Origin of the sequence: Burkholderia sp. JKS000303, from assembly GCF_002563755.1 — a bacterium.
Taxonomy (GTDB): Bacteria; Pseudomonadota; Gammaproteobacteria; order Burkholderiales; family Burkholderiaceae; genus Burkholderia; species Burkholderia anthina_B.
In genome coordinates this window covers 1,817,874-1,844,594 of the sequence record NZ_PDBZ01000001.1, presented here as the reverse complement: position 1 = coordinate 1,844,594, position 26,721 = coordinate 1,817,874, and the positions used below count along the sequence as shown (strand labels likewise).

Genomic DNA, 26,721 nt, shown 5'->3' with positions numbered 1-26,721 from the left:
CACCGCAATCGGTACGCAGTTCGCTCGGGGGCGAGGCTCACCGTTGAAATTCACAGCGCGACGACTGGATGTCGGCGAGAGATATCCACATCGATTCATTCCCGTTTCGTCGATACGACGGGCGTTCTCACCATTCGGCACATATCGGGAGCGCCCCTTGTCCACCATGCGTATGCCGCCCGGACCCGACATCTCCTGCCCGCAAACGCCGGAAATGCCGTGAATTTCAGTGGCGAGCTGTCGACACCCGCATGCAAAGCGGCACCGATCCGGTTGTGGATAGCTCGACCCAGAGCCACTCAAAACACTGTGAATTTCGATGGTGAGCGCCTGCGCACGATCTCGGGACGATGCCGATCGGGTTGTGGATAGCCCAACCCACGACAACTCGAAACGCTGTGAATCCGAATGGTGAGCGTTGGCATTGGGTCGCACGCGCGAGCCAATCGAGGGGGATGAGCCGGCCGATCCTCAGCAACTCGAAATGCTGTGCATTCCAATGGTGAGCATCAAGCGTTCGATCGAACAAGGATGCTGATTCGAGCGTGGACAGGCCCGAGCGACGCGCGACCCGACGCGTCGCGAATCTCGCCGTCAGCCGCGCTGGTACTGGCTCCCGGCCGAACGCGCACTCACCTTCACCCATGAAATGCACAGCGTGACGAGTCGCCTGGGAAGCCGGATATCCCCATCGGAACGGAACACGCATGCGCGAGTGCGGTTAGAATGCGCGACGCGTCGGGCCATGCCAACGTACAGGAAGCGGGCGCGTGGTTCGATCAGGCGCTTACGCTCACCGCTGAAATACACAGCGCGTCGAGTCGCTTCCGGGGCCGGATATCCACACCGCGACACCCACCCGAACCTATCGCGAATCCGCACGAGCCGTTAGAATGCGCGACGCTCCGAATTCACGCGGAAGGCGCGGAAATCCGCGCCGGACAAGCCCCTCAGGCAATCGGACGTCAGCACTCACCATCCGAAAGCACAGCATTTTTCGTCGTTGTGCGTGCCGGTTATCCACACCCGTTGCCTCGTATCCTGCCGCATTCGGTTACCCTCACCTGTCGAACGCACAGCGTACCGAGTGGTTTCGATGCCGGGTTATCCACACCCGCAATTGCGTGAAGATTCGCCGCCGACACATCGGCCGGGTCGATTCCCGCGTCTGCCCATGATGCTCACCCAATGCCGGAAAGCCCCGCCGATTCGGCCTCCGGGCCGGCGCTCACCATTCGGATTCACAGCATTTCGAGTGAGCGAAGAGGCGGGTTGTCCACATCCGCCCTGCAACGGCCGATCCAGCGCGCCGGTCACCTCGAACGCTCTCACTCCGCAATCGACCGGATGACCCGCGCCGGGTTTCCGCCGACGAGCGTGTCCGGCGGAACGTCGCGGGTCACGACGGAGCCCGCGGCGACCACCGAATTCTCGCCGACCGTCACGCCGCCGACGATCGTCGCCCCTGCGCCGATCCACGCGTTTCTGCCGATCACGATCGGCCGGGCCACGACGAAGTCGCGCCGGCGCGAAGGTTCGACCGGATGCCCCGACGTGATGAGACTGACGTTCGGCCCGATCATCACGTCGTCGCCGATGTCGAGGCCGCCGAGATCGTAGAACGTGCAGTTCTGGTTGACGAAGACATTGCGGCCAATCCGGGTATCGGCGCCGCCTGTCGCGTAGAACGGCGGGATCAAAAGAAATCCGTCGTCCATCGGTTTGCCGATCAGTTCACCGAACAATCGACGGACTTCGTCCGCATCGTCGAAGGTCAGACGGTTGAGCCGCGCGGTAATGGCCATCGTCCGCTCGAGGTCGGCACGCATCGCCGCCGACTCCGGCGTTCTTCGGGGAATGATTCTGGTGCGATCGTCGTTCGCCATTCGTGCCCCCTGTCCGTACGCAATCGAACCGGCATTCGGCGCATGATCGGAGCGCCTGATTCACCGGGTGCGATCGCCTCGCTTCGAGTTCGACTTCCATGATCGGGCAGCCCTGGATACGGCGGCCCGGCTTCCGCGTTTCGCAGCAGATCGACAGGCATCGCCGAATGCTCGCGCGACGGGTTGCGACACCACGGCAACGTCGGCGAAACAGTGTAGGGATGCCCCGCTTGGCGCAAGCCTCAAGCAGATAATTTAATACTAGTTAATTTATAACTAGTTTCACTATGACCTACCGTGCAGACTGGCTTTGCGCGAGATTCACCGTCGATCCCTATGCACCGCCGCGCCGTCACCCTGCCGCTCGCCCCTCTGTCCGAACCTCGCCCGCTCGGGTACGCTTGAGCATCCACCGAACCGACACGCACATCAGACGCGGAGGCGCGATGAAGCTCTACTACTGGCCGAAAACCCGGGCATTCCGGGCGCTGTGGATGCTGGAGGAAATCGGCGCCGTCTACGAGCTCGTGCCGATCGACCTGCGGTCGCACGAACAGGGCAGCGACGCATTCGTCCAGGTCAATCCGATGGCCAAGCTGCCCGCGCTCGACGACGGCGGCGAACCGTTCGCCGAATCCGGCGCCGTGCTGCTCTATCTCGCCGATTGCTGTCCGGGCGCGAGGCTCGGCATTGCGCCCGACGATCCGCTGCGCGGCCGCTTCCTGCAGTGGATGTTCTTCACGCCCACCTGCCTCGAGCCTGCGATGGCCGAGAAATTCACCGGCGCGTCGGGCAACCCGGTCGCGTTCGGCTGGGGCAACATCACGCGCGTGCAGCGTGCGCTCTCGCAGGCGCTTGCCCATAGCCGCTGGCTCGTCGGCGACCGCTTCACCGCGGCCGACCTGCTGCTCGCCAGCACGCTGAAGATCGCGTTCGACGCGCACCTGCTGCCGCACGAAGGCGTGCTCGGCGACTATGTCGCGCGCGCCGAGGACCGCGACGGCTATCGCCGCGCGGTCGCCGTCGAACAACGCGAAGCGGCGCGCCTGCTGCATGCGTGACGCGTGAGCGACGCGGCATCCGGGGGCGGCAACCGCACCCGACTGCCGGCGCCCGGCCGTGCCGGCCACCCGCGTCATGCAGCCGGCCCGGGCGCCTGCGCCGCTGCGCCGGCGTCGATCACCGCGCCCGGCGAACCGCGTTCGTCGGTATCGGTATCGACCGGCACGACCTCGTGAAAATGCGTGTAGTCGATGTGCGTGATGCCGCCTTCGTCGTGCATCAGGTCGACATAACGGTGACGCCAGCGGATGTCCGCATGCGCCCATGAGTAGCGCGCCTGCATGACCTGCGCGGTCGTCTCGTCGGAACCCTCGATCGTGATCAGCAGCGACGCGTCGCGCGCGGCGAGCGATTCGGGCGTCTCGTCGAACAGCGGGCTCGCTTCGTCGATCACATGCATCAGGTTCCAGCCGAGCAGGAAGATCGGATGCTCGCTGCGCACGAGCGGCAGGTCGTGGATCTTGCGCAGCGTATAGCCCTCGTGCGTGCCTTCGACGCGCATCAGCCGCAGCTTCGCCTGCGCTTCGGCAATCACGTTCTGGCGCGCATTCGCGGCGCGCACCATCAGCGTCATCCGCCCGTTCAGCGGCCGCACGATCGCGTAGCGCGCGAACAGGATCTTCGCCTGCGGCCGCGAAAACCGCGCGAACACGAGGCCGGTCGCCAGCGCGATGCCCGACATCCCGATGAAGATCTCGAATGTCGCGACGAGGTGCGCATAGACGGTCTGCGGATGCATGTCGCCATAGCCGACGGTGGCGAGTGTCTCGACACTGAAGAAGAACGCGCCGCCGAATCCGGCCGGCGACTGGTTCGCGATCGGCGCATGGCCGAGCAGGTAGAGCGTCGCGAAGCCGCCGTTGAGCAGCAGGAACAGCATCGCGAGCGACAGGAAGAACACGGGCCAGCTCACCGTCAGCGCCCGGTGATAGAGGTCGCGCCAGCCGAGCGGCGGCATCCCGTATGCGATCACGGGGCGCGTGCCCGACCAGATCTTGCGGCCACGGCCGCGGGATGCCGGGGAAGACGGATCGAGGTTCATCGCGCGATGCCTGAAGCAGGAAGGCGATGAGCGTAGCACGCGCGACGGCGGCCGGGAATGCGCGCCGATGCGTAGCCATGATCCGCCGCGCCACCCCGAAAAAAAGCCGGCCGCATGAGCGGCCGGCTTCGCAGTCGTCCTGGTCGCACGCGCGCGGCAGGCGCCGCGCCGGCTTACTTCCGGTCGACGATCACGCGGTCGAACGTGCCGCCGTCGGCGAAGTGGGTCTTCTGCGCGTTCGCCCAGCTTCCGAAAACTTGCTCGACGCTGAACGTCTTCAGCGGCTTGAACTCGGCCGCATGCTTCTTCAGGACGTTCGCGTCGCGCGGGCGCAGATGGTGCTGCGCGATGATCTCCTGCGCCTGCGGCGTGTACAGATAGTCGAGATACGCCTGCGCAACCTTGCGCGTGCCTTTCTTGTCGACGACCTTGTCGACCACGGCCACCGGCGGCTCCGCGAGAATGCTCGCCGACGGATACACCGCGTCGAATTCCGCGCCCGACGCGCCCGAGTCCATCAGCGCGACTTCGTTTTCGAACGTGACGAGCACGTCGCCGATGCCGCGCTGCGTGAACGTCGTCGTCGCGCCGCGGCCGCCGGAGTCGAGCACCGGCACGTTGCGGAAGATCGCCTTCTCGAAGTCGAGCGCCTGCTGGTCGGTCGCGCCCTTCTGCTTCTGGTAGCCCCATGCGGCGAGATACGCGTAGCGGCCGTTACCCGACGTCTTCGGGTTCGCGATGATCACCTGCACGCCCGGCTTCGCCAGATCGCTCCAGTCCTTGATCGCCTTCGGGTTGCCCTTGCGCACGAGGAACACCATCGTCGTCGAGTACGGCGAGCTGTTGTCGGGGAAGCGCGCGCGCCAGTCCTTCGGCAGCAGTTGACCGCGCTCGGCGAGCAGGTCGATGTCGTTCGGCTGGTTCATCGTCACGACGTCGGCCTGCAACCCCTGCAGCACCGACAACGCCTGCGCGCTCGACGCGCCGTGCGACTGCTTGATCGTCACCGTTTCGCCGGTCTGCTGCTTGTAGGCGGCGGCGAAGCTCGTGTTGATGTCCTTGTACAGCTCGCGCGTCACGTCGTACGACACGTTCAGGATCGACGTGTCCGCGTGCGCGGCCGTCGCCGCCACGACCAGCGCCGCCGCCGTGCCCGTATGCAGCCAGCGGCCGATCCCCTTGATGCTTGCCATCGTGATATGCCCCGTTTCCAGTGGTGGTGAATGTGCGTGACGGCACGCGTACGCGCTGTCATCGAAACGTAAGCGGGCATTCTAGCGGCCGGGCGCGACGCGCTTTCCAATCTGTCATGCAAAGCAAATCTCGAATCCTGCTAAACGGCGCGCACCGCTCGCGTATGCGCCGGATCCGGTGTTAAGATCGCCGCTCAGCCCTTTTCCCGGTTTCCCGGTTCATTCATGTCCGCTGCCCTGCGCTCGCTCCCGATTCTTGCCGCCATCGCGGCAGGTGCGCGCGCGGCCGGGCTGAAACTCAAAAAACGACGCCTCGACTGACGGGGACGTCGCGTCCCGTCAGGCGAATGCCGGACGGGATGCCCGCAGGTCGTTTCTTTTTCCTTGCTCGCACGCCTCGATCCGGCACTCCGCCGGCGGAACGGTTTTTTCCCACTCCGTTTCCACCATGAGGTTTTGCATGCACACACGTTTCGAAGGTATCTGGCTCCCGATCATCACGCCGTTCCACCACGGCGAAGTCGATCACGGCGCACTTGCGCGACTCGCCCGTCACTATGCGGCGGCGGGCATCGCGGGCTTCGTCGCGGGCGCGACGACCGGTGAAGGCGTGCTGCTCGACGCACGCGAACAGGACGCCGTGTTCGCGACGCTGCGCGATGCGGTGCCCGGGTGCCCGATCGTCGTCGGGCTCACCGCAAGCGCGACGCACTTCGCGGCCGCCCGTGCGCGCGAGTTGGCTGCGCTGCGGCCCGACGGGCTGCTCGTCACGCCGCCCGTCTACGTGCGGCCGACCCAGGATGGCATCCGCCGCCACGTCGAGGCGATCGTCGACGCGGCCGATCTGCCCGTCCTCGTCTACAACATCCCGTACCGCACGGGCGTGAACGTCGAACTCGAGACGCTGCAGGCGCTCGCGCGCGATCCGCGGGTCGCGGGCATCAAGGAATGCGGCGGCACGCTCGACCGGATGAGCCGACTCGTGCACGACACGCCGCTCGCGATCTTCTCCGGCGACGACAACCAGAACTTCGCGGCACTGTGCGCCGGCGCGCACGGTGCGATCGCAAGCAGCGCGCACGTGCTGCCCGAATGGCATGTGCATATCCATGCGCTGCTGCGCGACGGCCGGCTCGCCGATGCGCGACGGTTGTCGGTCGCACTGCAGCCGCTGGTTGCCGCGCTGTTCGCGGAGCCGAATCCGGCGCCGGTGAAGGCGGTGCTGGCGGCGCAGGGGTGGTGCGAGGATGGCTTGCGGCTGCCGTTCGTGCCGGCGAGCGACGCGTTGCGGGAGAGGCTGACCGCCGTGCTTGCCGCGCTCGGCGAAATCGCGCTGGACGCCGCGGCAGCATAGGCAGCGACGCGACGCGCGGCTCGGGCAACGGGCGAATCCTTGTCGCCAGATTGTTTCAAACCGTCAGAACGACAGACAGGCCGTAGCGCGCAAGCTGGGCGTCGGCCGTCACGAGTTGCAGCGGTTCATGCCGAGCCTGCGCGACCAGCAAGCGATCGAACGGGTCGCGATGGTGGTGCGGCAAATCGCGCACCACCGCCCCATGCACGGCGCTGACCGGCAGTTCGCGAATCCCGCTTGGGCCCATCGAGCGGACCAACCTGCCCACGTCGATGTCGAGCTTCCCCAGGCCGGCCTTGATGGCGGCCTCCCAGATGCTCGCGCTGCTGACGAAGCGCTCGTCGGCGCCCGAGATCAGCTTGCGCGCCCGTGCGCTGAGCCTCCGGTCGTTGGTCACGATCCACAAAAAGATGTGCGTATCGAGCAACAGTCGCATCAGCGCCCTTCGAAAGCGTCGAGCAGATAGTCCGGCAGCGGGGCGTCGAAGTCGTCTGCGATGCGGGCCTGCCCTTGCAGGACGCCGAACCGAACGGGTGACTTCGCAGGCCCGAGCCGATCGGGGGTCGCCCCGTCAGCGGGAATCGACGCGTCGCCGCGATGCGATGGATCGATCGCGGCACCTTCAAACAGCCTGGCGTTTTGCATGATGACCTCCGTTTCAGGTGACCATCACTGTAGTCGGGTTCGCGCGATCGCTCCATTCGGCCAATCGGGAGAGGAATGCCCGCGCAACCGGCTGCTACGCCTGGCCGTTCCGTCACGCCGCGAGCGCCACCGCCTCCTCCGTCGCCTCCCGCACCGCCTGCGCGACGATCCGCGCGAGCCGCTCGACGCTCGGCGTGACCGACGACGTGCGCCGCAGCAGCATCAGCGGCAGGCTCGGCAGCGCCGGCAGCCCGAACGACGCCGCGTCGAGCACCCGCACCGACGCCGGCAATCCGTAGTGCGAGCGCACCGTCAGCCCGAGGCCCGCCGCCGCCGCGGCCCACAGCCCGGCCAGGCTCGGCGTCGTGAACGCGACGCGCCACGGCACGCCCGCGCGGTCGAGCGCATCGGTCGCGGCGCCGAAGAAGCGGCACGGCCGGTCGAACACGACGAGCGGCAGCGGCTCGCCCGACGCACGCACGGCACGCATGTCCGCGTCGCAGTCGTCCGCAGCCTCGGTCTGCCCACCGCCGTCCGGCACACCGAAACCGCCCGCGCCCACCGCCGCGATCCACTGCATCGGCACCTGCGCGATCACGTCGCTGTCGATGCCGGCCCGCGAGATCAGCGCCGCCGATGCCGGATCGCCCCACACCAACGCGAGATCGAGCTGGTTCGCATCCAGCCGGTCGAGCAGGTCGGCATTGCGTGCGACGCGTGCCTCGATCCTCACCTTCGGATGCGCACGCGCGAAACGCCCGAGCACGTCGGGCAGGATCGCCTCGCCGAAATCCTCCTGCAGGCCGACCCGCACCCAGCCGTCGAGATTCACGCCGCGCACGGCCGCGGCCGCCTCGTCGTTCAGCTCGATCATCCGCCGCGCGTAGCGCAGCATCGCATCGCCGGCGTCGGTCAGCGCGAGCCCGCGCCCGGCCTTCACGAACAGCGGCGTGCCGGCCTGTTCCTCGAGCTTGCGGATCTGCGCGCTCACCGCCGACGACGAACGCGCGACGCGATCGGCCGCCTTCGCGAAGCTGCCGAGATCCACGCCGGCGACGAGGCTGCGCAACGCGGCCACGTCGAAGTTCGGCCGGGCCAGCGCGGCGTCGGCCGCCGCGCCCGGGTCATTGTCGTGTCCGGACATCTCAACCATCCTGTTTTATCGAACGATTCATCAAAAACTTTCCGATTTTCAGGATGAATGTAGGTCGCCACACTGGCGATGTCAATTTCCACCGGACTCCGTCGCCATGGATACCTCCTGCCTCGCCTCTCCGTCCCCGGCCACGCGCGACGCGCGCGGGCCGGCCCATCGCTGGCGCGTGCTCGCAGCCGGCGTCGCCGCGAACATGAGCTTTTCCGCCGCCGCGGCCGGCATCCCGACCACCGCCGTCTGGATGCGCTCGGCCTATCACCTCGACAACGGTGCGCTCGGCCTCGTGCTGGGTGCGCTCGGCTTCGGCGTCGCGCTGTCCGAGCTGCCGTGGGGCATGGCTGCCGACCGCTTCGGCGACCGCCGCGTGCTGCTCACCGGCCTCGTCGCAACCGCCGCGATGCTGGCACTGATGGTCGCCACGATCGTCCCGACCGCGCACGCGGTGCCGCCGCTCATGCACATCGTCGCCGCAATGTGCTGCGTCGGCCTGCTCGGCGGCAGCGTGAACGGGTCGAGCGGACGCGCGGTGATGCGCTGGTTCGGCGAGCGCGAACGCGGGCTCGCAATGAGCATCCGCCAGACGGCCGTGCCGCTCGGCGGCGGCGTCGGCGCGGCGCTGCTGCCGTCGCTCGCGTCGCATGCGGGCTTCGCCGCGGTGTATGGCGCGCTGATGCTGCTGTGCGCCGGATCGGCCGCGCTGACGTGGCGCTGGCTGCACGAGCCGCCTGACGCGCCGGCCGCAGCGCAGCCCGTGCGCGTCGCGACGAACTGCCCTGGCGCACTGCAACCGCCGGCGCGGCACGCGCGCAATCCGCTCGCAAGCGGCGCCGTCTGGCGCATCGTGCTCGGCATCGGTGCGCTCTGCGCGCCGCAGTTCGCGGTGCTCACGTTCGCGACCGTGTTCCTGCACGATTTCGGCCGGCTCGGCCTCGCGGGCATCAGCACGGCGATGGTCACGCTGCAACTCGGCGCGATGGCGATGCGCGTATGGAGCGGCCGCCATACCGACCGGCACGGCAACCGGCGCGCGTACCTGCGCGGGTCGGTATGCGTGGCGGCCGGCTCGTTCGCGCTGCTCGCAGCCGCCACCGCCGGCAGCCCGCACGTGCCGCTCGCCGCGATCGTCGCGATTCTCGTGTTCGCCGGCATCTGCGTGTCGGCGTGGCACGGCGTCGCGTACACCGAACTCGCGACGCTCGCGGGCGCCGACCAGGCGGGCACCGCGCTCGGCATGGCGAACACGATCGTGTATCTCGGGCTGTTCGCGACGCCGCTCGCGATTCCGCCGCTGCTCGCCGTGAGTTCGTGGAGCGTGGTGTGGCTCGCGGCTGCGTTGATCGCGGGCGCGACCTATCCGCTGTTTGCGCGATAGCGAATGCCCGACGGGCGCGAACGTCGCGGCCGTTGCTGGCCGCGACGCTCGCGCATCGTCACCCGGTCACTCCGTCACACCGCCTCCCGCACCAGCGCGCGCCGCGCGGCCGGCCGTTCGGCCTCGCGCTGCGCATGCGCGCTCCACGCGGGATGCTTCGTCATGTCGAGCCCGATCGCAACGCCCCAGCGATACAGCACGAGCAGGAACGGATCGACGATCGAATGGCCGCCCGGCTCGGCCCACGCGCGACCGTCGGCGAGCACCGCTTCGATCGACGCGTTCGCCGCATCGATCAGCGCGCGCCCGTGTTCGCTGATCGCGCCGTGCAGCGCCGGCTCGCCGATGAAGCGCCCGGGCCGCCACAGCGTGCCGTAGCCGACGCCGTGCACCCAGCCGACCAGCCATGCGAGCCATTCGTGACAGCGCGCCTCGCGCAGCGGATCGTCGAGCGGCAGCAGTCGCGCGTCCGGATAGCGGCGCGCGAGATACGTGAGGATCGCGGGCGTTTCGGTCAGCACGCGCGGCTCGCCGGGAATCGCGAGCACGGGCACGCGCGCCTTCGGGTTGATCGCGAGATAGCGCGCGTCGAGATTCTGCTGCTCGCGCACGGACACGACCTCGACGTCGAACGGTGCGCCGGTTTCCTCGAGCGCGATGTGGGCGGCGAGCGAACATGCGCCCGGCGAAAGATAGAGACGATATGCGTTCATGACGGTGTTGCCCGGCGGGCCTGTTGAAAGACGGAACCGAGTGTAGGAACGCAGGGCCCGCCGCCGCAAACGATGAATTGTCGTGCTCGGGCATGAGTGATACTAATGCGTGATGCGACGCCTCCATCTCCCCCCGCTGCAGACGCTGCGCGCGTTCGAAGCCGCCGTGCGGCTGCAGAGCTTCACGCGTGCCGCCGACGAACTCGCGCTCACGCAAGGCGCGATCAGCCAGCACATCCGCACGCTCGAAGCGCAGCTCGGCTATCTGCTGTTCACGCGCGAACGTAGCGGCGCGACGCCGACCCATGCCGCGCACGCACTCGTGCTGCAGGTGCGCCAGGGCCTGAGCGTGCTCGAACGTGCATTCGAGCCGGCACTCGCCGGGCGCCATCGCCCGCGCACCTGCGACGTCACGCTGAACGTGAGCGTGCTGCCGAGCGTCGCCGAGCGCTGGCTCGCGCCGCGCCTGCCGCGTTTCATGGCCGCGCATCCGCACATCGCGATCGCGCTGCATCCGGACGCGGCACTCGCGCCGCTGCGCAAGCGCGATCGCATCGACGTCGCGCTGCGCTACGGGCCCGGCACGTGGCCGGGTGTCGTCGCCGAGAAACTGATGAACGAGACGGTCTTTCCGGTCGCGAGCCCCGCGTACCGCAATCGCGACGGCATCGCGCCGCGCACGCCGGCCGATCTCGTGCGCGCGACGCTGCTGCGCCATCCCGCGCAGCCGTGGGAGCCGTGGCTCCAGGCCGCGCGGCTCGACCTCACCGAATCCTCGCGCGCGCCGCACTTCACTGATGCGAATGCGCTGATCGACGCGACGCTGAAAGGACGCGGCGTCGCGCTCGCACGCCGCTCGCTGATCGAGCCCGAACTCGCGGCCGGCACGCTCGTGCGCGTATCGACGGTGCGCGTGACCGACGTGTATGCGCACTACGTGGTGTGGCGCCCCGATCATCCGCACGATGCCGCGATCCGAACGTGGCTCGACTGGCTGCGCAGCGAAGTGCGACGCAGGACGCCGCGCCGCTGACGCACGCTCAGGCGCGCGTCGGCATGGTCGTCTTGTCGAGCGTGATCGGCGGATCGCGCCGCGACGGCTCGCCGCGATGCAAGCCGCTCCACACGAAAGCAATTAGTCAGGTTTGCGAAAGCATTTTGCGATCACATCGAGGTCGCAAACGATTCACTGAAACGTCGCACGGCATCGGCATACTCGAAAACGTTTCCCGTCAGCCTGCCTGGAGAGAAGTCATGCATCGCGTTGCCCTCGTCGTCGTACTGTGTGCCGCTGTCGTCACCGCCGCCTGCAGTGACGACGCATCGCACGACGCGCAGGCGACCGACGCCCCGCAACAGGCGCACGCATCGTCCGGCTCCGCCAGCGCATTCAACAACGATGCGAGCGCGAACGTCGCCGCGTCCGATGCCGCACCGCTCGCACCGCCCGTCATCCATTACCCGCCCGACGACGACGACGACGCGAAGTCCGCGACGACCGCGGCCGCGCCTGACGTCGCGTCGTCGCCGCACTGATCCGCGTTCCCGTCCCTGTCCCCCGATCGCAGAACCGAGGTGAAATAACATGACGTCATCCAGCCGCCGCCGTTTCCTGCACACCGTCGCACAGTCAGCGGGCGCCGCCGTCGCGCTCAACGCCTTCCCCGAATCGATCCGCCGCGCGCTCGCAATTCCCGCCGCGCGCGGCACCGGCACGATCCGCGATGTCCAGCACATCGTCGTGTTCATGCAGGAAAACCGTTCGTTCGACCATTACTTCGGACACCTTCGCGGTGTGCGCGGCTACAACGACCGCTTCCCGATTCCGCTGCCGAACGGCCAGCCGGTGTGGTATCAACCGTCGAAAGCGAACCCGGCCAAGCCCGTGCTGCCGTTCCGCCTGAACACGCTGACCACGAGCGCGCAGTGCGTGGGCGACCTCGATCACTCGTGGTACAAGACGCACGCGGCGATCGACGCCGGCCGCTACGATCAGTGGCCCGCGAACAAGACCGACATGACGATGGGCTATCACGTGCGTGAGGACATTCCGTTCCACTACGCGCTCGCCGATGCGTTCACCGTGTGCGACAACTACTTCTGCTCGCTGCCGGGGCCGACGCACCCGAACCGTTCGTACCTGATGACGGGCACCGTCGACCCGACCGGCAAGTTCGGCGGCCCACTGCTCGACAACAGCGACTACGTCGACGGCGACGTGCCGCCCGCGTACCAGTTGCTGTCGTGGACGACCTTCCCGGAGCGCCTCGAAGCGCACGGCGTGTCGTGGCAGATCTACCAGCAGGGTACGACCGGCAACGATCCGTACAACGGCAACTACGGCACGAACATCCTGCAGAACTTCGCGAACTTCATCAACGCGAAGCCGGGCTCGTCGCTGTACCAGCGCGCGCAGACGGTGCGCACGCTCGACAACCTGAAGGACGACGTGATCAACGACCGGCTGCCGCAGGTGTCGTGGCTGTGCCCGCCCGCCGCGTTCTCCGAGCATCCGAAATACACGCCCGCGTACGGCGCGAACTACACGTCGCAGATCCTCGACGCACTCACGTCGAATCCGGACGTATGGGCGAAGACGGTGCTGTTCATCATGTACGACGAAAACGACGGCTTCTTCGATCACATCGTGCCGCCGCAGCCGCCGACGTCGGCCACGCAGGGCGTGTCGACCGTGACGACCGACGGCGAGCTGCACACGGTCGTGAACCCCGGGCGCGGCGGCAGCTACACGGCCGACGGGCTGCCGTACGGCCTCGGGCCGCGCGTGCCGATGACGGTCGTGTCGCCGTGGTCGAAGGGCGGCTTCGTGTGCTCGCAGGTGTTCGACCACACGTCGGTGATCCGCTTCATCGGCGAGCGCTTCGGCATCGACGAGCCGAACATCACGCCGTGGCGTCGCACCGTCTGCGGCGACCTCACCGCCGCGTTCGACTTCCGCTCGTCCGACGCGACGTTCCCGACGCTGCCCGACACGAGCCAGTACCGCTCGATCGCGGACCAGCAGTGCACGTCGCAGCCCGCGCCGACCGTGCCCGCGACGCCGTCGCCGGTCGAGCCGCAGGAGCCCGGCGTGCGGCCCGCGCGGGCGCTGCCGTACGAACTGCACGTGAACGCGAGCCTCTACGGCGGCAACACGCTGCGCATCGAGTTCGCGAACCGCGGCAACCAGGGCGCGCACTTCCACGTGTATTCGACGAACCGCACCGACGGCCCGTGGCGCTACACGGTTGGCGCGCGCCGCGTGCTGCATGCGGATTTCGACCTGACGGCGACGAACGGCGTGTATGCGTTCTCGGTGTATGGCCCGAACGGTTTCGTGCGGATGTTCGCGGGCAACGTGTCGGCCGCGACCGCGCGCAGCCGCAACCAGGCGCAGCCCGAAGTGAAGGCCGGCTACGACATCGCGAACGGCAACCTGTACCTGAAGCTGCGCAACCACGGCGCGGGCCACGTCACGCTGACGCTGACCGACAACGCGTACGGCGCGCCGGCGCGCCAGGTGACGCTGCACGGCGGCAACGAGCACGTCGAGCAATGGGCGCTCGCGTCGAGCCACCACTGGTATGACGTCACGGTGAGCGACGGCGCGAACGGCACGTTCTCGCGCCGCTTCGCGGGCCACGTCGAGAACGGCCGGCCGAGCTACTCGGATCCGGCCGCGGTGCAGCCCGTGTCCGCGTCGTAAGCGCGGCGGCACGCCGTTGCGCGGTGCGAGCCGCGCGGCGTGTGCCGGCCGGCGTCAGGTCGCGTACGCGAGTGCGCGATCGACGAGCGCGGCGTCGAAGTGCTCGTCCGCGTCGCGAAAGCGCAGCGGCGCCGCGCAATGCACCAGCGTGTCGATGAAGTATTTCGCGCGCGGCCACGGCCCGAAGCCGGCCGCGGTATTGATGTGTCCCGCGTCGCCCAGGTTCACGAACGCGCTGCCGAGCCGCTGCGCGAGCGTGCGCGCATCGGCGAGCGGCATCCACGGGTCGGTTTCGCTGCCGATCACGATCGACGGCACCGCGAGCCGGCGCGCGTCGAACGGCCCGGCGAACGTGAATTTCTTCGGGCTGGCGGGCGCGACGAGCAGGATGCCCGCGACATCGGCCACGTGCGGCCATTGCGCGAGCGCATGCGCGGCCGCGAGGCAGCCGAAGCTGTGCGCGGCGAGCACGAACGGGCCGCGCTCGCGCTCGAGCAACGCACGGACGGACTGCGCCCAGCCCGCGAGGTCGGGCGCATCCCAGTCGGCCTGCTCGACCCGCAGCGAGCGCGGGAACTGTCGCTCCAGCCAGGTCTGCCAGTGAGCGCCTTCGCTGCCGTGCAGGCCCGGAACGGTCACGAGCCGCGGCGGCCACGCCGATTTGCTGCATGCGCGCATGATTGCCCTCGCTTGCTTTGCTTGGAGACGAGCTTCGATTGTGGCGCGCCGCGCACGGAGGCCGAACCAATATTTTGTGCTTTGCTTTTGCACCGATCGCCGCGCGCCCGGCCCGTGCGGATCGGGCCGGCGGCGTGATGACGGCGCAACGCGCCGCGAGACCGTAGAATGTGGGCTTCCCGCTTGCCATGCATCGGATCGGGCCGGGCGCTGCCGCGCCGGTGCCGATCGACAGGAGACGCCCGATGTCCGCTACGCCCGCCGGCGCGCTGCGCCCGTTCCATCTCGCCTTTCCCGTGTCGAGCCTCGTCGACGCGCGCGCCTTCTACGGCGGCCTGCTCGGGTGCCCCGAAGGCCGTAGCTCCGAGCACTGGGTCGACTTCGATTTCTTCGGGCACCAGCTCGTCGCGCACCTCGCGCCGGACGAAACCGGCGCCAGCGCGGTAAACCCGGTCGATGGCGACGACGTGCCCGTGCGCCATTTCGGCGTCGTGCTGTCGATGGACGAGTGGCATGCGCTCGCCGGGAAACTGCAGGCCGCGCACACGCGCTTCGTGATCGAGCCGCACATCCGCTTCAAGGGCGAGGTCGGCGAGCAGGCAACCATGTTCTTCCTCGACCCGTGCGGCAACGCGCTGGAATTCAAGGCGTTCGCCGACATCGGCCAGCTGTTCGCGAAGTAAGCGCATGAAGATCCTGTTCCATTCACCGCACCAGGAAGTCGCCGCATGGCGCGACGCAATCGCGCACGCGTTGCCCGAGGCCGAGTTGCGCGCGTGGCAGCCGGGCGACACGGCCCCCGCCGATTACGCGCTCGTGTGGCGTGCGCCGCGCGAGTTCTTCACGCCGCGCGACGGATTGCGCGCGATCTTCAACCTCGGCGCGGGCGTCGACGCGCTGCTCGCGCTCGAGCGCGAGCATCCCGGCACGCTGCCGCGCGACGTGCCGCTGGTGCGCCTCGAGGATTCCGGCATGGCGCAGCAGATGATCGAATACGTCGCGCATGCCGTGCTGCGCTACCTGCGCCGCTTCGACGAATACGAAACGCTGCAGCGCGAGCGCCGCTGGCAGGCGCTTGCGCCGCATCCGCGGGCGGGCTTCACCGTCGCCGTGCTCGGCCTCGGCGTGCTCGGCGCGCAGGTCGCGCAGGCGCTCGCGGCGCTCGGCCTGCCGGTGCGCGGCTACAGCCGCAGCCCGAAGCAGCTCGACGGGATCGAAACCTTCGCCGGCGACGGCGCGCTCGACGCGTGCCTCGACGGCGCGAAGGTGCTCGTGAACCTGCTGCCGAGCACGCACGATACCGACGGGATCCTGTCAGCGCGCACCTTCGCGCGGCTCGCCCCGGGCGCGTACGTGGTGAACGTCGCGCGCGGCGCGCATCTCGTCGAAGCCGACCTGCTCGACGCGCTCGCGAGCGGCCAGATCGCCGCCGCGACGCTCGACGTGTTCCAGCACGAGCCGCTGCCGGTCGATCATCCGTTCTGGCACGCGCCGCGCATCACGATCACTCCGCACAGCTCGGCCGAGACGCTGCGCGACGAAGCCGTCGAGCAGATCGCCGGCAAGATCCGCGCACTGGCGCGCGGCGAGCGCGTCGGCGGTGTCGTCGACTACGCGCGCGGCTACTGAATTCGTCCTACATAGAACCGGAGACAACCATGACGTTCCCCACCGCCGTCAAGATCGTCGAAGTCGGCCCGCGCGACGGGCTGCAGAACGAAAAGACCTTCGTGCCGACCGATGTGAAGATCGCGCTCGTCGACCGCCTGTCGCATGCGGGCTTCCGCAATATCGAGGCCGCGTCGTTCGTGTCGCCCAAATGGGTGCCGCAGATGGCCGACGGCGCCGACGTGATGGCCGGCATCGAGCGCCGCGCGGGCACCGTGTATTCGGTGCTCACGCCGAACCTGAAGGGCTTCGAGAATGCGATCGCCGCCCGCGCGGACGAAGTGGTGATCTTCGGCGCGGCGAGCGAAGCGTTCTCGCAGCGGAACATCAACTGCAGCATCGCCGAGAGCATCGCGCGCTTCGAGCCGGTTGCGAAAGCCGCGAAGGATGCCGGCGTGCGGCTGCGCGGCAGCGTGTCGTGCACGCTCGGCTGCCCGTACCAGGGCGAGGTGCCGATCGCATCGGTGGTCGACGTCGTCGAACGGTTCGCCGCGCTCGGCTGCGACGAGATCGACATCGCCGACACGATCGGCGTCGGCACACCGAAGCGCACGCGCGAAGTGCTGTCCGCCGTCACGCGCGTGTTCCCGCGCGAACGCCTGTCGGGCCACTTCCACGACACCTACGGCCAGGCGCTCGCGAACATCTATGCGGCGCTGTTCGAAGGGATCGAAATCTTCCACGCATCGGTGGCCGGCCTCGGCGGCTGCCCGTACGCGAAGGGCGCGACCGGCAACGTCGCGACCGAGGACGTGCTGTACCTGATGCAGGGCCTCGGCATCGATACCGGCATCGATCTCGCGCAAGTCGTCGCCGCCGGCGACTTCATCTCGAACGCGATCGGCCGCGCGAACGTGTCGCGCGCCGGTCGCGCGCTGCTCGCCAAGGCCCAGAGCGCGGCCGACGCGGCGAGCTGCGTCTGACTCCGACTTTCACGGATTGATCCCATGACGACACCTGCTTCATTCGACTCCCTCCCCGATTCCGCGCGACGCGTCGCGCTGCTGCTGCGCGAGCGCGGCCATGCGAAAGGCATCGTGATGCTCGCCGAAACCGGCAAGACCTCGGCCGAGGCCGCAGCCGGGCTCGGCTGCTCGGTCGCGCAGATCGCGAAGTCGATCCTGTTTCGCCGCGAGTCGGACGGTGCGCCGGTGCTCGTCGTCGCGAGCGGGGTGAACCGTGTCGACGAGAAGAAAGTCGCCGCGCAGGTCGGCGCCGTCGGCCGCGCGGATGCGAAGTTCGTGCGCGACAACACCGGCTATGCGATCGGCGGCGTGTGCCCGATCGGCCATCTGGTCGAACCGGTCATGCTGATCGACGCCGACCTGCTCGAGCTCGACAGCCTGTGGGCGGCCGCCGGCCATCCGCATGCGGTGTTCAACCTGTCGCCGGCCGAACTGGTGTCGCTGACAGGCGCGCCGGTCGCGGACGTCGCGCTGCGCAACGACGCATGAGCGACGCACCGGTAACGGTCGGCACGGTCGCCTCGCCGTGCACGGACGTATGCAGGATCGACCCGCGTACCGACTGGTGCGCGGGCTGCCTGCGCACGCGCGGCGAAATCAAGGGGTGGCGAGCGTCGGACGACGACGCGAGGCGCGTGCTGCTCGCGCGTCTCGATGCGCGGCGGCGCCTGCTCGCGAGAAGCGGCGCATAAAAGCGACGCATAAAAAAAAGCCGTTCAGCCTCACGGGCGAACGGCATCGAGATCGGAATCCTGTGAACGTGATCAACGTCACAGCCCGCATCATACGAGCGACGCTGCAGCGTCGCATCGGGTGTTTCCCTACAACTTCTTACGGCATTTTTCACGCACGCGCGCAGCCCCCCTGCGCGCGCAATCGCCATACCCGGCCGCAGCCCCGACACACCGTGCCGACGGGCCGTAGCGGTGCCCCGCAGCGGTGAGCCGTAGCGGCAAACCGAACCACACACGCGTATCAGTTGCGGACCGCCGCGCGACGCGCGGGCACGATGCGCCAGCCGAGGTTCACGCCGGCCGCCGCGAGCAGGATCAGGAGCGCGCCGAGCACCTGCGTCCACGCGAGCGTCTGCCCGAACGCGACACGATCGACGATGATCGCGACGACCGGATAGATGAACGACAGCGCGCCGGTCATCACGACCGGCAGCTTCTGGATCGCGCCGTAGAGCAGCACATACATCAGCCCCGTGTTGACGACCCCGAGCACGACGAGATCGAGCCACTGCGCGGGCGTGGCGGGCAACGTGCCGAAATGCGCGAACGGCGCGAGCAGCACGATGCCGAGGCCGGCCTGCAACAGCGCGAGCAGATGCGGCGGCGTGCCCTTCAGATGCTTCGTGACGATCGACGACACCGCGTACAGGAACGCCGCGCCGAGCGACAGCGCGACGCCTTCGAGGTATTCGCCGGGCACCGCGAGCACGGCCGGCTCGACGCGCACCACGCCCACGAGCCCGACGAAGGCGAGCGCGAGCCACGTGATCGTCGACGCGCTGATCCGTTCGCGGAACACGATCGCGCCGAGCGCGACGAGCATGAACGGCTGCGTGTTGTAGACGGCGGTCGCCATCGAGATCGACGCGCGCGAATACGCGGCGAACAGCAGCAGCCAGTTCGCGACGATCGCGACGCTGCCGAGCATCGCGAGCGCGAGCATGCGCGGCGAGAACAGCGAGCGGCGCAGGAAGCCGAGCGCCGCGCAGACGATCGCGAGCGTCGCCGCCCCGAACAGGCAGCGGAAGAACACGACATTGGTGAGCGGCTGCTGCGACGACATCACGAGCCAGCCGATCGTGCCGGACATCAGCATCGCGACGACCATCTCGGCGGCGCCGCGGCGGGTTTCGTTCGAGGCCATCATGGACTCCGTTGGACGAGAGAGGATGACTTCGATTCTAGAAACTTGCCTTCCGCGCTTCCACGGCTAAACTGAAGCGAAACAACCGATTCACCTTCAAAAGCAAAGCGATCATGCCGAAACGCCTTTCCCCGCCCGCCGTCGCGTCGCTCGACGCAACCGACCGCGCGATCCTCGCCGCCCTCGCCGAAGACGCTCGCATCGCAACCAGCGAACTGGCGCGGCAGATCGGGTTATCGGCGCCCGCCACCGCCGAGCGCGTGCGGCGGCTCGAAGCGCAAGGCGTGATCGCGGGCTTCACCGTCGAGCTCGACCCGCGCGCGCTCGGCTACACGCTGCAGGCGATCGTCCGCGTGAAGCCGCTGCCGGGGCAGCTGCACCTGGTCGAGGAGGTGTTGCGCCGGATTCCGGAATTCGTCGAATGCGACAAGGTGACCGGCGACGACTGTTTCATCTGCCGGCTCTACCTGCGCACGATCGCGCACCTCGACGACATCCTCGCGAAGGTGACGGAACGGGCGGAAACGAGCACGGCGATCGTGAAATCGACGCCCGTGCCGCGCCGCCTGCCGCCGCTCGCCGAAGACGACACCGCGCACCGCTGAACGCCGGGTGCGCGCCGCCGGGGCTTCGCCGACGCCGCTTACGCGGCCGCGTCGCGCGCCTCGAAGAACGCGAGCAGTTCGTCGATCAGCGCGACCGGCGCCTCTTCCGGAATGTAGTGCCCGCACTCGAGCACGCGGCCGCTGACGTCGCGCGCGACCCGCCGCCATTCGTCGAGCGGATCGAAGCACCGCCCGACGATCCCGTTCGCGCCCCACAGCACGCGCAGCGGACACGCGATCTTGTTGCCGCGCTCGAGATCCGCGCGATCGTGTTCGAGATCGATCGTCGCCGACGCGCGGTAGTCCTCGCACATCGCATGCACGGCGCCCGGTTGCGCGAGCGCGGCGCGATAAGCGGCGAGCGCCTCCGGCGCGAACGGCGCGAGCCCGGCCGAACGGTTGCCCATCACGCGCTCGATGTACGCATCGGTGCGGCCTTCGATCAGCGATTCGGGCAGCGGCTCCGGCTGGATCAGGAAGAACCAGTGGAAATACGCGGTCGCGAACGCACGGTCGGTTTTCTCGTACATCGCGAGCGTCGGCGCGATGTCGAGCAGCATCATCCGCTCGACGGCCGCCGGGTGATCGAGCGCGAGCCGGTGCGCCACGCGCGCGCCGCGATCGTGCGCGCACACGTGGAATTGCCCGAAACCGAAATGCCGCATCACGGCGACCTGGTCGGCCGCCATCGCGCGTTTCGAATACGGCGCATGCCGCGCGTCGCTCGGCGGCTTGCCCGACGCGCCGTAGCCGCGCAGGTCGGTGGCGATCACCGTGAAATGGTTGGCCAGCGTCGCGGCGACGCGATGCCAGATCATGTGGGTCTGCGGATGGCCGTGCAGCAACAGAAGCGGCGGCCCCGCGCCTCCTTTGACACCGAAGATGTCGGTGTCCTGCACCGTCACGCGAAACGGTGCAAACGCCTCAAACGACATGGTTTGTTTCTCGTTGGTCTGTTATGGCGATTATTGTAGGAGCGCCCGGCCCGGTTCAGCGCGCGGTAGATGCCCTAAAACCTAGAAAGAGAACACTCCCTCGATTGTCGCCCTACCGCGCATTTTGTTAAGCTCGCGTAGAATCGCACGACCGTTCGTATTAATATGAACGCACCGTCGTACCGCTACACTCGATATACCGTTCGATCGCCAAGCATGAAGCCGGCGTCGGCGCGACCGCGCCACGTCCGGCCGCCCCTCGAGACTGGAGACATTCCATGGCATTGCCCGCCGTCCTGCAGAACCTGACGCTGCCCGTCATCGCATCGCCGATGTTCATCGTCAGCTACCCCGAACTCGTGCTCGCGCAGTGCAAGGCGGGCATCGTCGGTTCGTTCCCCGCGCTCAACGCCCGTCCCGCCGAACTGCTGGACGAGTGGCTCACGCAGATCCAGTCCGAGCTCGCCGACCACCAGGCGAAGCACCCGGATGCGGTGATCGGTCCGATCGCGGTCAACCAGATCGTCCACCAGTCCAACGTGCGGCTCGAGCATGACGTGCGCGTGTGCGTCGAGCACAAGGTGCCGATCTTCATCACGAGCCTGCGCGCGCCGGCGCGCGAGATCGTCGACGCGGTGCACAGCTACGGCGGCATCGTGCTGCACGACGTGATCAACCTGCGCCACGCGCAGAAGGCGCTCGAAGCGGGCGTCGACGGGCTGATCCTGGTGGCGGCCGGCGCCGGCGGCCACGCGGGCACGACCTCGCCGTTCGCACTCGTCGGCGAAGTGCGCAAGATGTTCGACGGCCCGATCGTGCTGTCCGGCTCGATCGCGAACGGCGGCTCGATCCTCGCCGCGCAAGCGATGGGCGCCGACCTCGCGTACATGGGCACGCGCTTCATCGCGACGCAGGAAGCGCACGCGGTCGAGGACTACAAGCACGCGATCGTCAACGCGAAATCGTCCGACATCATCTATACGAACCTCTTCACCGGCGTGCACGGCAACTACATCCGCGAGAGCATCGAAAAGGCCGGTCTCGATCCGGAAGCGCTGCCGGAATCGGACAAGTCGAAGATGAATTTCGGCGGCGACAAGGCCAAGGCGTGGAAGGACATCTGGGGTGCCGGCCAGGGCGTCGGCCTGATGGACGACCTGCCGAGCGTCGGCGCGCTCGTCGAGCGGCTCAAGCGCGAATACGACGACGCGAAGGCGCGGCTCGGGATCCCGCGCTGACGCAAGCGGCGGCGGGTTGCGCCACCGCCGCGCACGCGGCCCGACCCAACAAAAAAGCGCGAACCGAAACGGCTCGCGCTTTTTTCATGTCCGCTCGCAGGCGGCCGGCGCCAGTCAGCCCGCGCGCTTGATCCGCGTGATCGGCAGCACGCGCAGGCGCGACTCGATCGACGGGCACAGCGACTGCCCTTCGAAACGCGCGGCGAGGAAGTCGACGAACGAACGCACCTTCGCGGACACGTGACGGCGGCTCGCGTACACCGCATAGATCGGCGCCTCGTGCGGCGGCACGGCGTCGAGCAGCACCGGCACGAGCCGGCCCGACTCGATGTCGTCGCCGACCACCTCGGTGCCGAGCAGCGCGATGCCCGCGCCCGCGAGCACGGCCGCGCGCAGCCCTTCGAGATGGTTCACGATCAGGTTGCCGTTCAGGTTCACGCGCGACGCGGCAGCCGCGTCGATCACGAGCGAATCGAGCATCGTCGAATTCGAATCGCGACGCAGGTAATTGTGGTGCGCGAGATCGGCAATCGTCTGAGGCGTGCCGTGCTTCTCGAGATACTCGGGCGACGCGACCAGCAGGATGTGCGCGGTCGCGATCTGCCGCGCGACCAGCGACGACGACTTCAGGCCGTTCGGCGCCGCGCGGACCGCGACGTCGTAGCCCTCCTCGATGAGGTCGACCACGCGATCGGACAGCGTCATGTCGACGGTCACGTCGGGGAAGCGGCCCGCGTAATCGGTGACCGCCTGCATCACGTGTCGCAAGCCGAACGCGGACAACGACGTCACCCGCAATCGGCCCTGCGGCACGACGCTCGCGGCGCCGACTGCCTGTCCGGCTTCGTCGAGTTCAGACAGCGCCTGCACGAGGCGCTCATAGTATTCGCGTCCCGCCTCGGTCGGCGCGACACGTCGTGTCGTACGATGCAGCAGCCGCGCGCCGAGCTGCTGCTCGAGATGCATCACGTGCTTGCTCGCCATCGCGGCCGACATCTGCATGCGCTCGGCCGCGCCGACGAAGCTGCCCACTTCGACGACGTAGCGAAACACATTCATGCTGACGAGGGTATCCATCGAACTAGCTCGCAATTCCGGGGAATCATCCAATTACGAGATAGGGTAACAAAGGCGAGGAAATAAAAAGGTCAACAAAGGCAAAACGGCGCCGCGGATAGCGGCGCCGTTTCGGGCAGCGTACCGTCGGACCGAACGCGCGAGGCGCGCGCACGGCGGACGAATCGTCAGAACTTCGCGCGGATGCCGGCGCCGAACGTGTTGCCGCTCGACAGGCCGCTGATGTGGTCGTTCATGTAGGCGGCGTAGACGTCCGTGCGCTTGGACAGCGGATAGTCGTAACCGACGGCCCAGGTCTGGCGCGTCTGGTCGAGGCCGCCGGCGTCGCGCGAATACGCGTACGACGCCATCGCGTTGCCGACGCCGAACGGCACCGACACGCCGCCCTGCGCGGTGTTCACGTGCCAGCTGCCCGCGATCTGGTCATTCTTCGTATACATGTACTGGCCGAACAGCTTCACGTACTTCAGGTCGTAGGTCGCGCCGACCAGGCCGATGCCCTGGCTCTTCATGCCGGCCACGAGCGCGCTCAGATCCTGCGGGCCGTTGTTGAAGTTCACGTACTGGTAGACGGCAGTCGCCGCGAACGCGCCGTTCGCGTAGTTGAACTGCGCGCTCCACTTCTTCGAGCGGTTGTCGCCGGCCGTGTTGCCGAGCGCGTACATCGCACCGAAATTCAGGCCGCCGAACGAAGGCGACGTGTACGACAGCGCGTTGTTCCAGCCCGAATCGCCGACCGCGCCCTGATCGCTCGGATAGGTCGGGTACGTCCCGAGGCCGAGGAACACGTGGTACACCATCGGCGAGAAGGTGTACGAATCGTAGAACGGGTTGAACAGGATCGTCGACAGGAACAGCTGCGTCGTCAGGCGGCCGGCCTTCACCGTGCCGTACGGCGAATCGATGCCGACGTACGCGTTGCGCGCGAAGAACGTGTCGCCCTGGAAGCGGCCGTACTGGCCGTTCTGCGCGCGGAAGAAGCTCTCCAGCGTGAAGATCGCCTTGTAGCCGCCGCCCAGATCCTCGGCACCGTGCATGCCCCAGTACGACGTCGACATCCCGCCGCCGCCCACGTTCCAGGCACGATCGCCGCCCGGGAACTTGGTCGCACCGACCCATTCGTCGACCTGACCGTAGAGCGACACGCTCGACTGCGCGTAAACGGGTGCGGTTGCCGCCACGCAGGCGGCCGCGGCGATCAGCTTGACGGACGTGCGCGATGCACGGCGAGCGAATGCTTTCATGGGATCTCCAGGTTTTGTCGAATTGTCGATAAGTGGCGCGAGCGTTGTTTTTTGGAGCCGAGTGCTTGCGTCGTATGGGGCGCAGCCATCTTTACGGATCATTGGTCCGGTCAAAATTGCGCACACTTATTGCGGGTATAGCGGCAGCATTAACTTCGCGGAATTCCTGCATGACCCGACGCGACGCAGCGGCCCCGCGCGGGGCGGGCACGCGACGGGACGGCCGCCTGGCGTGCGCGGGCCGGGCGCGAAAGATAGCGCAATGCGGCGGGAAAATCAGCGGAAATCTATGCGCGACTGTGGCGAATTCGCATCAGCCGGCGGAGGGACGAGCGCGCGGGGCGCTCAGTTTCGGTAGAACGGGGAGAACAACGGCGAGTGCGCAGGCTCTTCCTGCGAGCGGGGCGGCGGCATCGGACGGCCGCCGCGCTCCTCGTTGTAGCGTGCGACGTCGGCGCGGATCGAGCCGGCGCGCAGCGGTACGTTGCCGCCGCCCGGCGGGCGCGGCATCTGGCGCGAATCGGCGCTGATCGGGCGATACGGGCTTTGTGCGGCGTAGTGGCCGTAGGACGGCGTCGGGCGCAGGCCCCAGCGCGAACCGTAGCCGTTCACGCTGCCGGCGCGGGCGCCGCCCGGCGGCACCGCGCGGCGCCAGACCTGTGCACCGCCGGCCGACTGGCCGTACGCGTGCATGTCGCCGCCGCCGAAACCGTGGCCGCCAAACCCGCGACCGCCGCCGTGCGGCGGCTGTGCGAGCGCGAGCGGCATCAGCAGCGCGCACAGCGCACCTGCCACCCATCGTCCGACCTTCAGTTTCACCCGTTCCATCATCACATTCAGTGCCTGTTGCGGTGCGCTGTCGGCTGTTCCCGGCCAACGCAAGCCTTTCAGCAGTAATTTATGAGCGGCCCGAAACGGTGTCGAGCCAAAAAGTGTTATGTCGCGGGCATCGGTGTAACACCATGTTACTGCTAGGTTTTTTCACTTCCCGGGCCGATCGCGACAGAACATTCTTCTGCCGTTGTGCGCACCGACGGCCTGTGCGAACGGGCGCCCAGATATGCACCTGACTCATGAATCAATTCACACAATGAATTTGTTTATTGAATGATCCGCCGGGACAATGGCGACGTTCGCGCGCGCGGTGCGCGCGCACCGTTTCCGAATCGAGTTCCAGATGGCCCGTCCCCGTTTCCTTCCCGACAATTTCACGCTCGCGCTCGTCGGCACCGTCGTGCTCGCGAGCCTGCTGCCGTGCCGCGGCCCGGCCGCCCATGCGTTCAACTGGGCGACCAACATCGCCGTCGGCCTGCTGTTCTTCCTGCACGGCGCGAAGCTGTCGCGCGAAGCCGTCGTCGCGGGCGCGACGCATTGGCGGCTGCATGCGGTCGTGCTGCTCAGCACGTTCGCGCTGTTCCCGATACTTGGCCTCGTGCTGAAACCCGTGCTGCAGCCGCTCGTCACGCCGACGCTGTACGCCGGCGTGCTGTTCCTGTGCACGCTGCCGTCGACGGTCCAGTCGTCGATCGCGTTCACGTCTATCGCGAAGGGCAACGTGCCGGCCGCCGTGTGCGCCGCGTCCGCGTCGAGCCTGCTCGGCATCTTCGTGACGCCGGCGCTCGTCGGGCTGATGATCACGTCGCAGTCGGGCGCGGCCGCGTCGCCGTGGAGCACCGTCGGCAGCATCGTGATGCAGCTGCTCGTGCCGTTCATCGCCGGCCAGTTGCTGCGGCCCGTGATCGGCGGCTGGATCGAGCGCAATCGCGGCGTGCTGCGCTTCGTCGACCAGGGTTCGATCCTGCTCGTCGTCTATGTCGCATTCAGCGAGGCCGTGAACCAGGGGTTGTGGCACCAGATTCCGGCACGCGCGCTCGGCGGCCTGCTGGTCGTCAACATCGTGCTGCTCGCGATCGCGCTGGTGCTGACCATGTTCGTCAGCAAGCGGCTCGGCTTCAACCGCGCCGACCAGATCACGATCATCTTCTGCGGGTCGAAGAAGAGCCTCGCGGCCGGCGTGCCGATGGCGAAGGTGATCTTCTCGGCACAGGCGGTCGGCGCGATCGTGCTGCCGCTGATGCTGTTCCACCAGATCCAGCTGATGGTGTGCGCGGCACTCGCGCAGCGCTGGGGGGCGCGCGACCTGAGCGGCGAGCAGGACGGCCGCGAGGGCGCGGCCGGCGCCGCCCGCGGGGGCGGGGCGCTGAACGCGGGCAAGCGCTGATCGGATGAAGGCGTGGCGGCTGTGGCTGGCCGCGCCCTTTTTGGTCCTCCGGCCCTCGCCTTTCCGCCTCTCCACCGTCCCTC

Annotated in this window: 28 protein-coding genes; 14 read left to right on the top strand and 14 right to left on the bottom strand. The window is 67.9% G+C overall.

The genetic code is table 11. The features are described from left to right. Positions 1-1,328 precede the first annotated feature (1,328 nt). Complete coding sequence (locus BX604_RS08970; RefSeq protein ID WP_098550432.1) at positions 1,329-1,886, bottom strand: sugar O-acetyltransferase; 558 nt, start codon at positions 1,884-1,886, stop codon at positions 1,329-1,331. Positions 1,887-2,332: 446 nt separating this feature from the next. On the opposite strand from BX604_RS08970, the gene BX604_RS08965 reads away from it, so the two are divergent. Then, entirely contained in the window at positions 2,333-2,947 is a 615-nt protein-coding gene (locus tag BX604_RS08965; RefSeq protein ID WP_096508290.1) for a glutathione S-transferase family protein, read from the top strand. 74 nt (positions 2,948-3,021) lie between these two features. Here BX604_RS08965 and BX604_RS08960 read toward each other — a convergent pair whose 3' ends face one another. The 3 genes from BX604_RS08960 to BX604_RS39480 form a co-directional block, all read right to left on the bottom strand. Further along, a complete protein-coding gene (locus tag BX604_RS08960) occupies positions 3,022-3,990 on the bottom strand; it encodes an ion channel (RefSeq protein WP_098550431.1) in 969 nt (322 codons plus the stop codon). Positions 3,991-4,163: 173 nt separating this feature from the next. Further along, positions 4,164-5,183: a sulfate ABC transporter substrate-binding protein gene (locus BX604_RS08955; RefSeq protein WP_098550430.1), complete on the bottom strand. Its 1,020-nt coding sequence runs from the start codon at positions 5,181-5,183 to the stop codon at positions 4,164-4,166. Positions 5,184-5,522: 339 nt separating this feature from the next. Continuing rightward, positions 5,523-5,645, bottom strand: a complete 123-nt coding sequence (locus BX604_RS39480) for a hypothetical protein (protein WP_257146286.1) — start codon at positions 5,643-5,645, stop codon at positions 5,523-5,525. On the opposite strand from BX604_RS39480, the gene dapA reads away from it, so the two are divergent. Further along, complete coding sequence (gene dapA, locus BX604_RS08945) at positions 5,644-6,537, top strand: 4-hydroxy-tetrahydrodipicolinate synthase (RefSeq protein WP_098550429.1); 894 nt, start codon at positions 5,644-5,646, stop codon at positions 6,535-6,537. The two genes, BX604_RS39480 and dapA, sit on opposite strands and share 2 nt — an antisense overlap. 55 nt (positions 6,538-6,592) lie before the next feature. Here the strand turns inward: dapA and BX604_RS08940 are convergent, their stop codons facing one another. The 3 genes from BX604_RS08940 to BX604_RS08930 form a co-directional block, all read right to left on the bottom strand. Next, entirely contained in the window at positions 6,593-6,973 is a 381-nt protein-coding gene (locus BX604_RS08940; protein WP_098550428.1) for a type II toxin-antitoxin system VapC family toxin, read from the bottom strand. After that, on the bottom strand, positions 6,973-7,182 hold the full coding sequence (locus BX604_RS08935) for a hypothetical protein (RefSeq protein WP_098550427.1): 210 nt from the start codon (positions 7,180-7,182) through the stop codon (positions 6,973-6,975). The genes BX604_RS08940 and BX604_RS08935 overlap by 1 nt, the downstream gene beginning before the upstream one ends. 112 nt (positions 7,183-7,294) lie before the next feature. Continuing rightward, a complete protein-coding gene (locus BX604_RS08930; RefSeq protein WP_098550426.1) occupies positions 7,295-8,326 on the bottom strand; it encodes a LysR substrate-binding domain-containing protein in 1,032 nt (343 codons plus the stop codon). Positions 8,327-8,432: 106 nt separating this feature from the next. Between BX604_RS08930 and BX604_RS08925 the strand changes: the two genes are divergently transcribed. Beyond that, on the top strand, positions 8,433-9,710 hold the full coding sequence (locus BX604_RS08925) for an MFS transporter (RefSeq protein WP_098550425.1): 1,278 nt from the start codon (positions 8,433-8,435) through the stop codon (positions 9,708-9,710). A gap of 74 nt (positions 9,711-9,784) precedes the next feature. On the opposite strand, the gene BX604_RS08920 is transcribed toward BX604_RS08925, so the two are convergent. Then, positions 9,785-10,423: a glutathione S-transferase family protein gene (locus BX604_RS08920; RefSeq protein WP_098550424.1), complete on the bottom strand. Its 639-nt coding sequence runs from the start codon at positions 10,421-10,423 to the stop codon at positions 9,785-9,787. A 112-nt stretch (positions 10,424-10,535) separates the two neighbouring features. Here BX604_RS08920 and BX604_RS08915 point away from each other — a divergent pair, with 112 nt between their 5' ends. The 3 genes from BX604_RS08915 (at position 10,536) to BX604_RS08905 (ending at position 14,129) form a co-directional block, all read left to right on the top strand. Then, positions 10,536-11,456 carry a LysR substrate-binding domain-containing protein gene (locus tag BX604_RS08915; RefSeq protein WP_098550423.1) on the top strand — a complete coding sequence of 307 codons (921 nt, stop codon included), beginning with the start codon at positions 10,536-10,538 and terminating at the stop codon, positions 11,454-11,456. A gap of 221 nt (positions 11,457-11,677) precedes the next feature. Continuing rightward, entirely contained in the window at positions 11,678-11,959 is a 282-nt protein-coding gene (locus BX604_RS08910) for a hypothetical protein (protein ID WP_098550422.1), read from the top strand. 49 nt (positions 11,960-12,008) lie between these two features. Beyond that, positions 12,009-14,129 carry a phosphocholine-specific phospholipase C gene (locus BX604_RS08905; protein ID WP_098550421.1) on the top strand — a complete coding sequence of 707 codons (2,121 nt, stop codon included), beginning with the start codon at positions 12,009-12,011 and terminating at the stop codon, positions 14,127-14,129. A gap of 54 nt (positions 14,130-14,183) precedes the next feature. Here BX604_RS08905 and BX604_RS08900 read toward each other — a convergent pair whose 3' ends face one another. Continuing rightward, positions 14,184-14,807 carry an RBBP9/YdeN family alpha/beta hydrolase gene (locus BX604_RS08900; RefSeq protein ID WP_098550420.1) on the bottom strand — a complete coding sequence of 208 codons (624 nt, stop codon included), beginning with the start codon at positions 14,805-14,807 and terminating at the stop codon, positions 14,184-14,186. A 245-nt stretch (positions 14,808-15,052) separates the two neighbouring features. On the opposite strand from BX604_RS08900, the gene BX604_RS08895 reads away from it, so the two are divergent. From BX604_RS08895 to BX604_RS08875, 5 genes are read left to right on the top strand one after another with little or no spacing between them, the layout of a single operon-like run. Continuing rightward, positions 15,053-15,490, top strand: a complete 438-nt coding sequence (locus tag BX604_RS08895) for a VOC family protein (RefSeq protein ID WP_175721280.1) — start codon at positions 15,053-15,055, stop codon at positions 15,488-15,490. 4 nt (positions 15,491-15,494) lie between these two features. Continuing rightward, on the top strand, positions 15,495-16,436 hold the full coding sequence (locus tag BX604_RS08890) for a 2-hydroxyacid dehydrogenase (RefSeq protein WP_098550419.1): 942 nt from the start codon (positions 15,495-15,497) through the stop codon (positions 16,434-16,436). 29 nt (positions 16,437-16,465) lie between these two features. Next, positions 16,466-17,398, top strand: a complete 933-nt coding sequence (locus tag BX604_RS08885; RefSeq protein WP_098550418.1) for a hydroxymethylglutaryl-CoA lyase — start codon at positions 16,466-16,468, stop codon at positions 17,396-17,398. 24 nt (positions 17,399-17,422) lie between these two features. Next, on the top strand, positions 17,423-17,929 hold the full coding sequence (locus BX604_RS08880) for a YbaK/EbsC family protein (RefSeq protein WP_098550417.1): 507 nt from the start codon (positions 17,423-17,425) through the stop codon (positions 17,927-17,929). Then, positions 17,926-18,132 carry a DUF1289 domain-containing protein gene (locus tag BX604_RS08875; RefSeq protein WP_098550416.1) on the top strand — a complete coding sequence of 69 codons (207 nt, stop codon included), beginning with the start codon at positions 17,926-17,928 and terminating at the stop codon, positions 18,130-18,132. Before BX604_RS08880 ends, BX604_RS08875 begins: the two co-directional genes overlap by 4 nt. Before the next feature lie 283 nt (positions 18,133-18,415). Here BX604_RS08875 and BX604_RS08870 read toward each other — a convergent pair whose 3' ends face one another. Next, positions 18,416-19,318 carry a DMT family transporter gene (locus tag BX604_RS08870; protein WP_098550415.1) on the bottom strand — a complete coding sequence of 301 codons (903 nt, stop codon included), beginning with the start codon at positions 19,316-19,318 and terminating at the stop codon, positions 18,416-18,418. 113 nt (positions 19,319-19,431) lie between these two features. On the opposite strand from BX604_RS08870, the gene BX604_RS08865 reads away from it, so the two are divergent. Further along, the gene (locus tag BX604_RS08865) at positions 19,432-19,923 is read left to right on the top strand and encodes an Lrp/AsnC family transcriptional regulator (RefSeq protein WP_098550414.1); all 492 of its coding nucleotides are present in this window, start codon (positions 19,432-19,434) and stop codon (positions 19,921-19,923) included. Between the two features lie 38 nt (positions 19,924-19,961). On the opposite strand, the gene BX604_RS08860 is transcribed toward BX604_RS08865, so the two are convergent. Beyond that, positions 19,962-20,858 carry an alpha/beta fold hydrolase gene (locus tag BX604_RS08860; RefSeq protein WP_098550413.1) on the bottom strand — a complete coding sequence of 299 codons (897 nt, stop codon included), beginning with the start codon at positions 20,856-20,858 and terminating at the stop codon, positions 19,962-19,964. Between the two features lie 278 nt (positions 20,859-21,136). Between BX604_RS08860 and BX604_RS08855 the strand changes: the two genes are divergently transcribed. Next, on the top strand, positions 21,137-22,096 hold the full coding sequence (locus tag BX604_RS08855; protein WP_098550412.1) for an NAD(P)H-dependent flavin oxidoreductase: 960 nt from the start codon (positions 21,137-21,139) through the stop codon (positions 22,094-22,096). A gap of 114 nt (positions 22,097-22,210) precedes the next feature. Here BX604_RS08855 and BX604_RS08850 read toward each other — a convergent pair whose 3' ends face one another. The 3 genes from BX604_RS08850 to BX604_RS08840 all read right to left on the bottom strand — a co-directional run bounded on the left by BX604_RS08850 (position 22,211) and on the right by BX604_RS08840 (position 25,248). Next, a complete protein-coding gene (locus BX604_RS08850) occupies positions 22,211-23,173 on the bottom strand; it encodes a LysR family transcriptional regulator (RefSeq protein ID WP_098550411.1) in 963 nt (320 codons plus the stop codon). A gap of 167 nt (positions 23,174-23,340) precedes the next feature. Further along, on the bottom strand, positions 23,341-24,417 hold the full coding sequence (locus tag BX604_RS08845; RefSeq protein ID WP_098550410.1) for a porin: 1,077 nt from the start codon (positions 24,415-24,417) through the stop codon (positions 23,341-23,343). A gap of 345 nt (positions 24,418-24,762) precedes the next feature. Beyond that, entirely contained in the window at positions 24,763-25,248 is a 486-nt protein-coding gene (locus tag BX604_RS08840) for a peptide-binding protein (RefSeq protein WP_098550409.1), read from the bottom strand. A 346-nt stretch (positions 25,249-25,594) separates the two neighbouring features. On the opposite strand from BX604_RS08840, the gene BX604_RS08835 reads away from it, so the two are divergent. After that, positions 25,595-26,638 carry a bile acid:sodium symporter family protein gene (locus tag BX604_RS08835; protein ID WP_098552779.1) on the top strand — a complete coding sequence of 348 codons (1,044 nt, stop codon included), beginning with the start codon at positions 25,595-25,597 and terminating at the stop codon, positions 26,636-26,638. Positions 26,639-26,721: the final 83 nt, after the last annotated feature.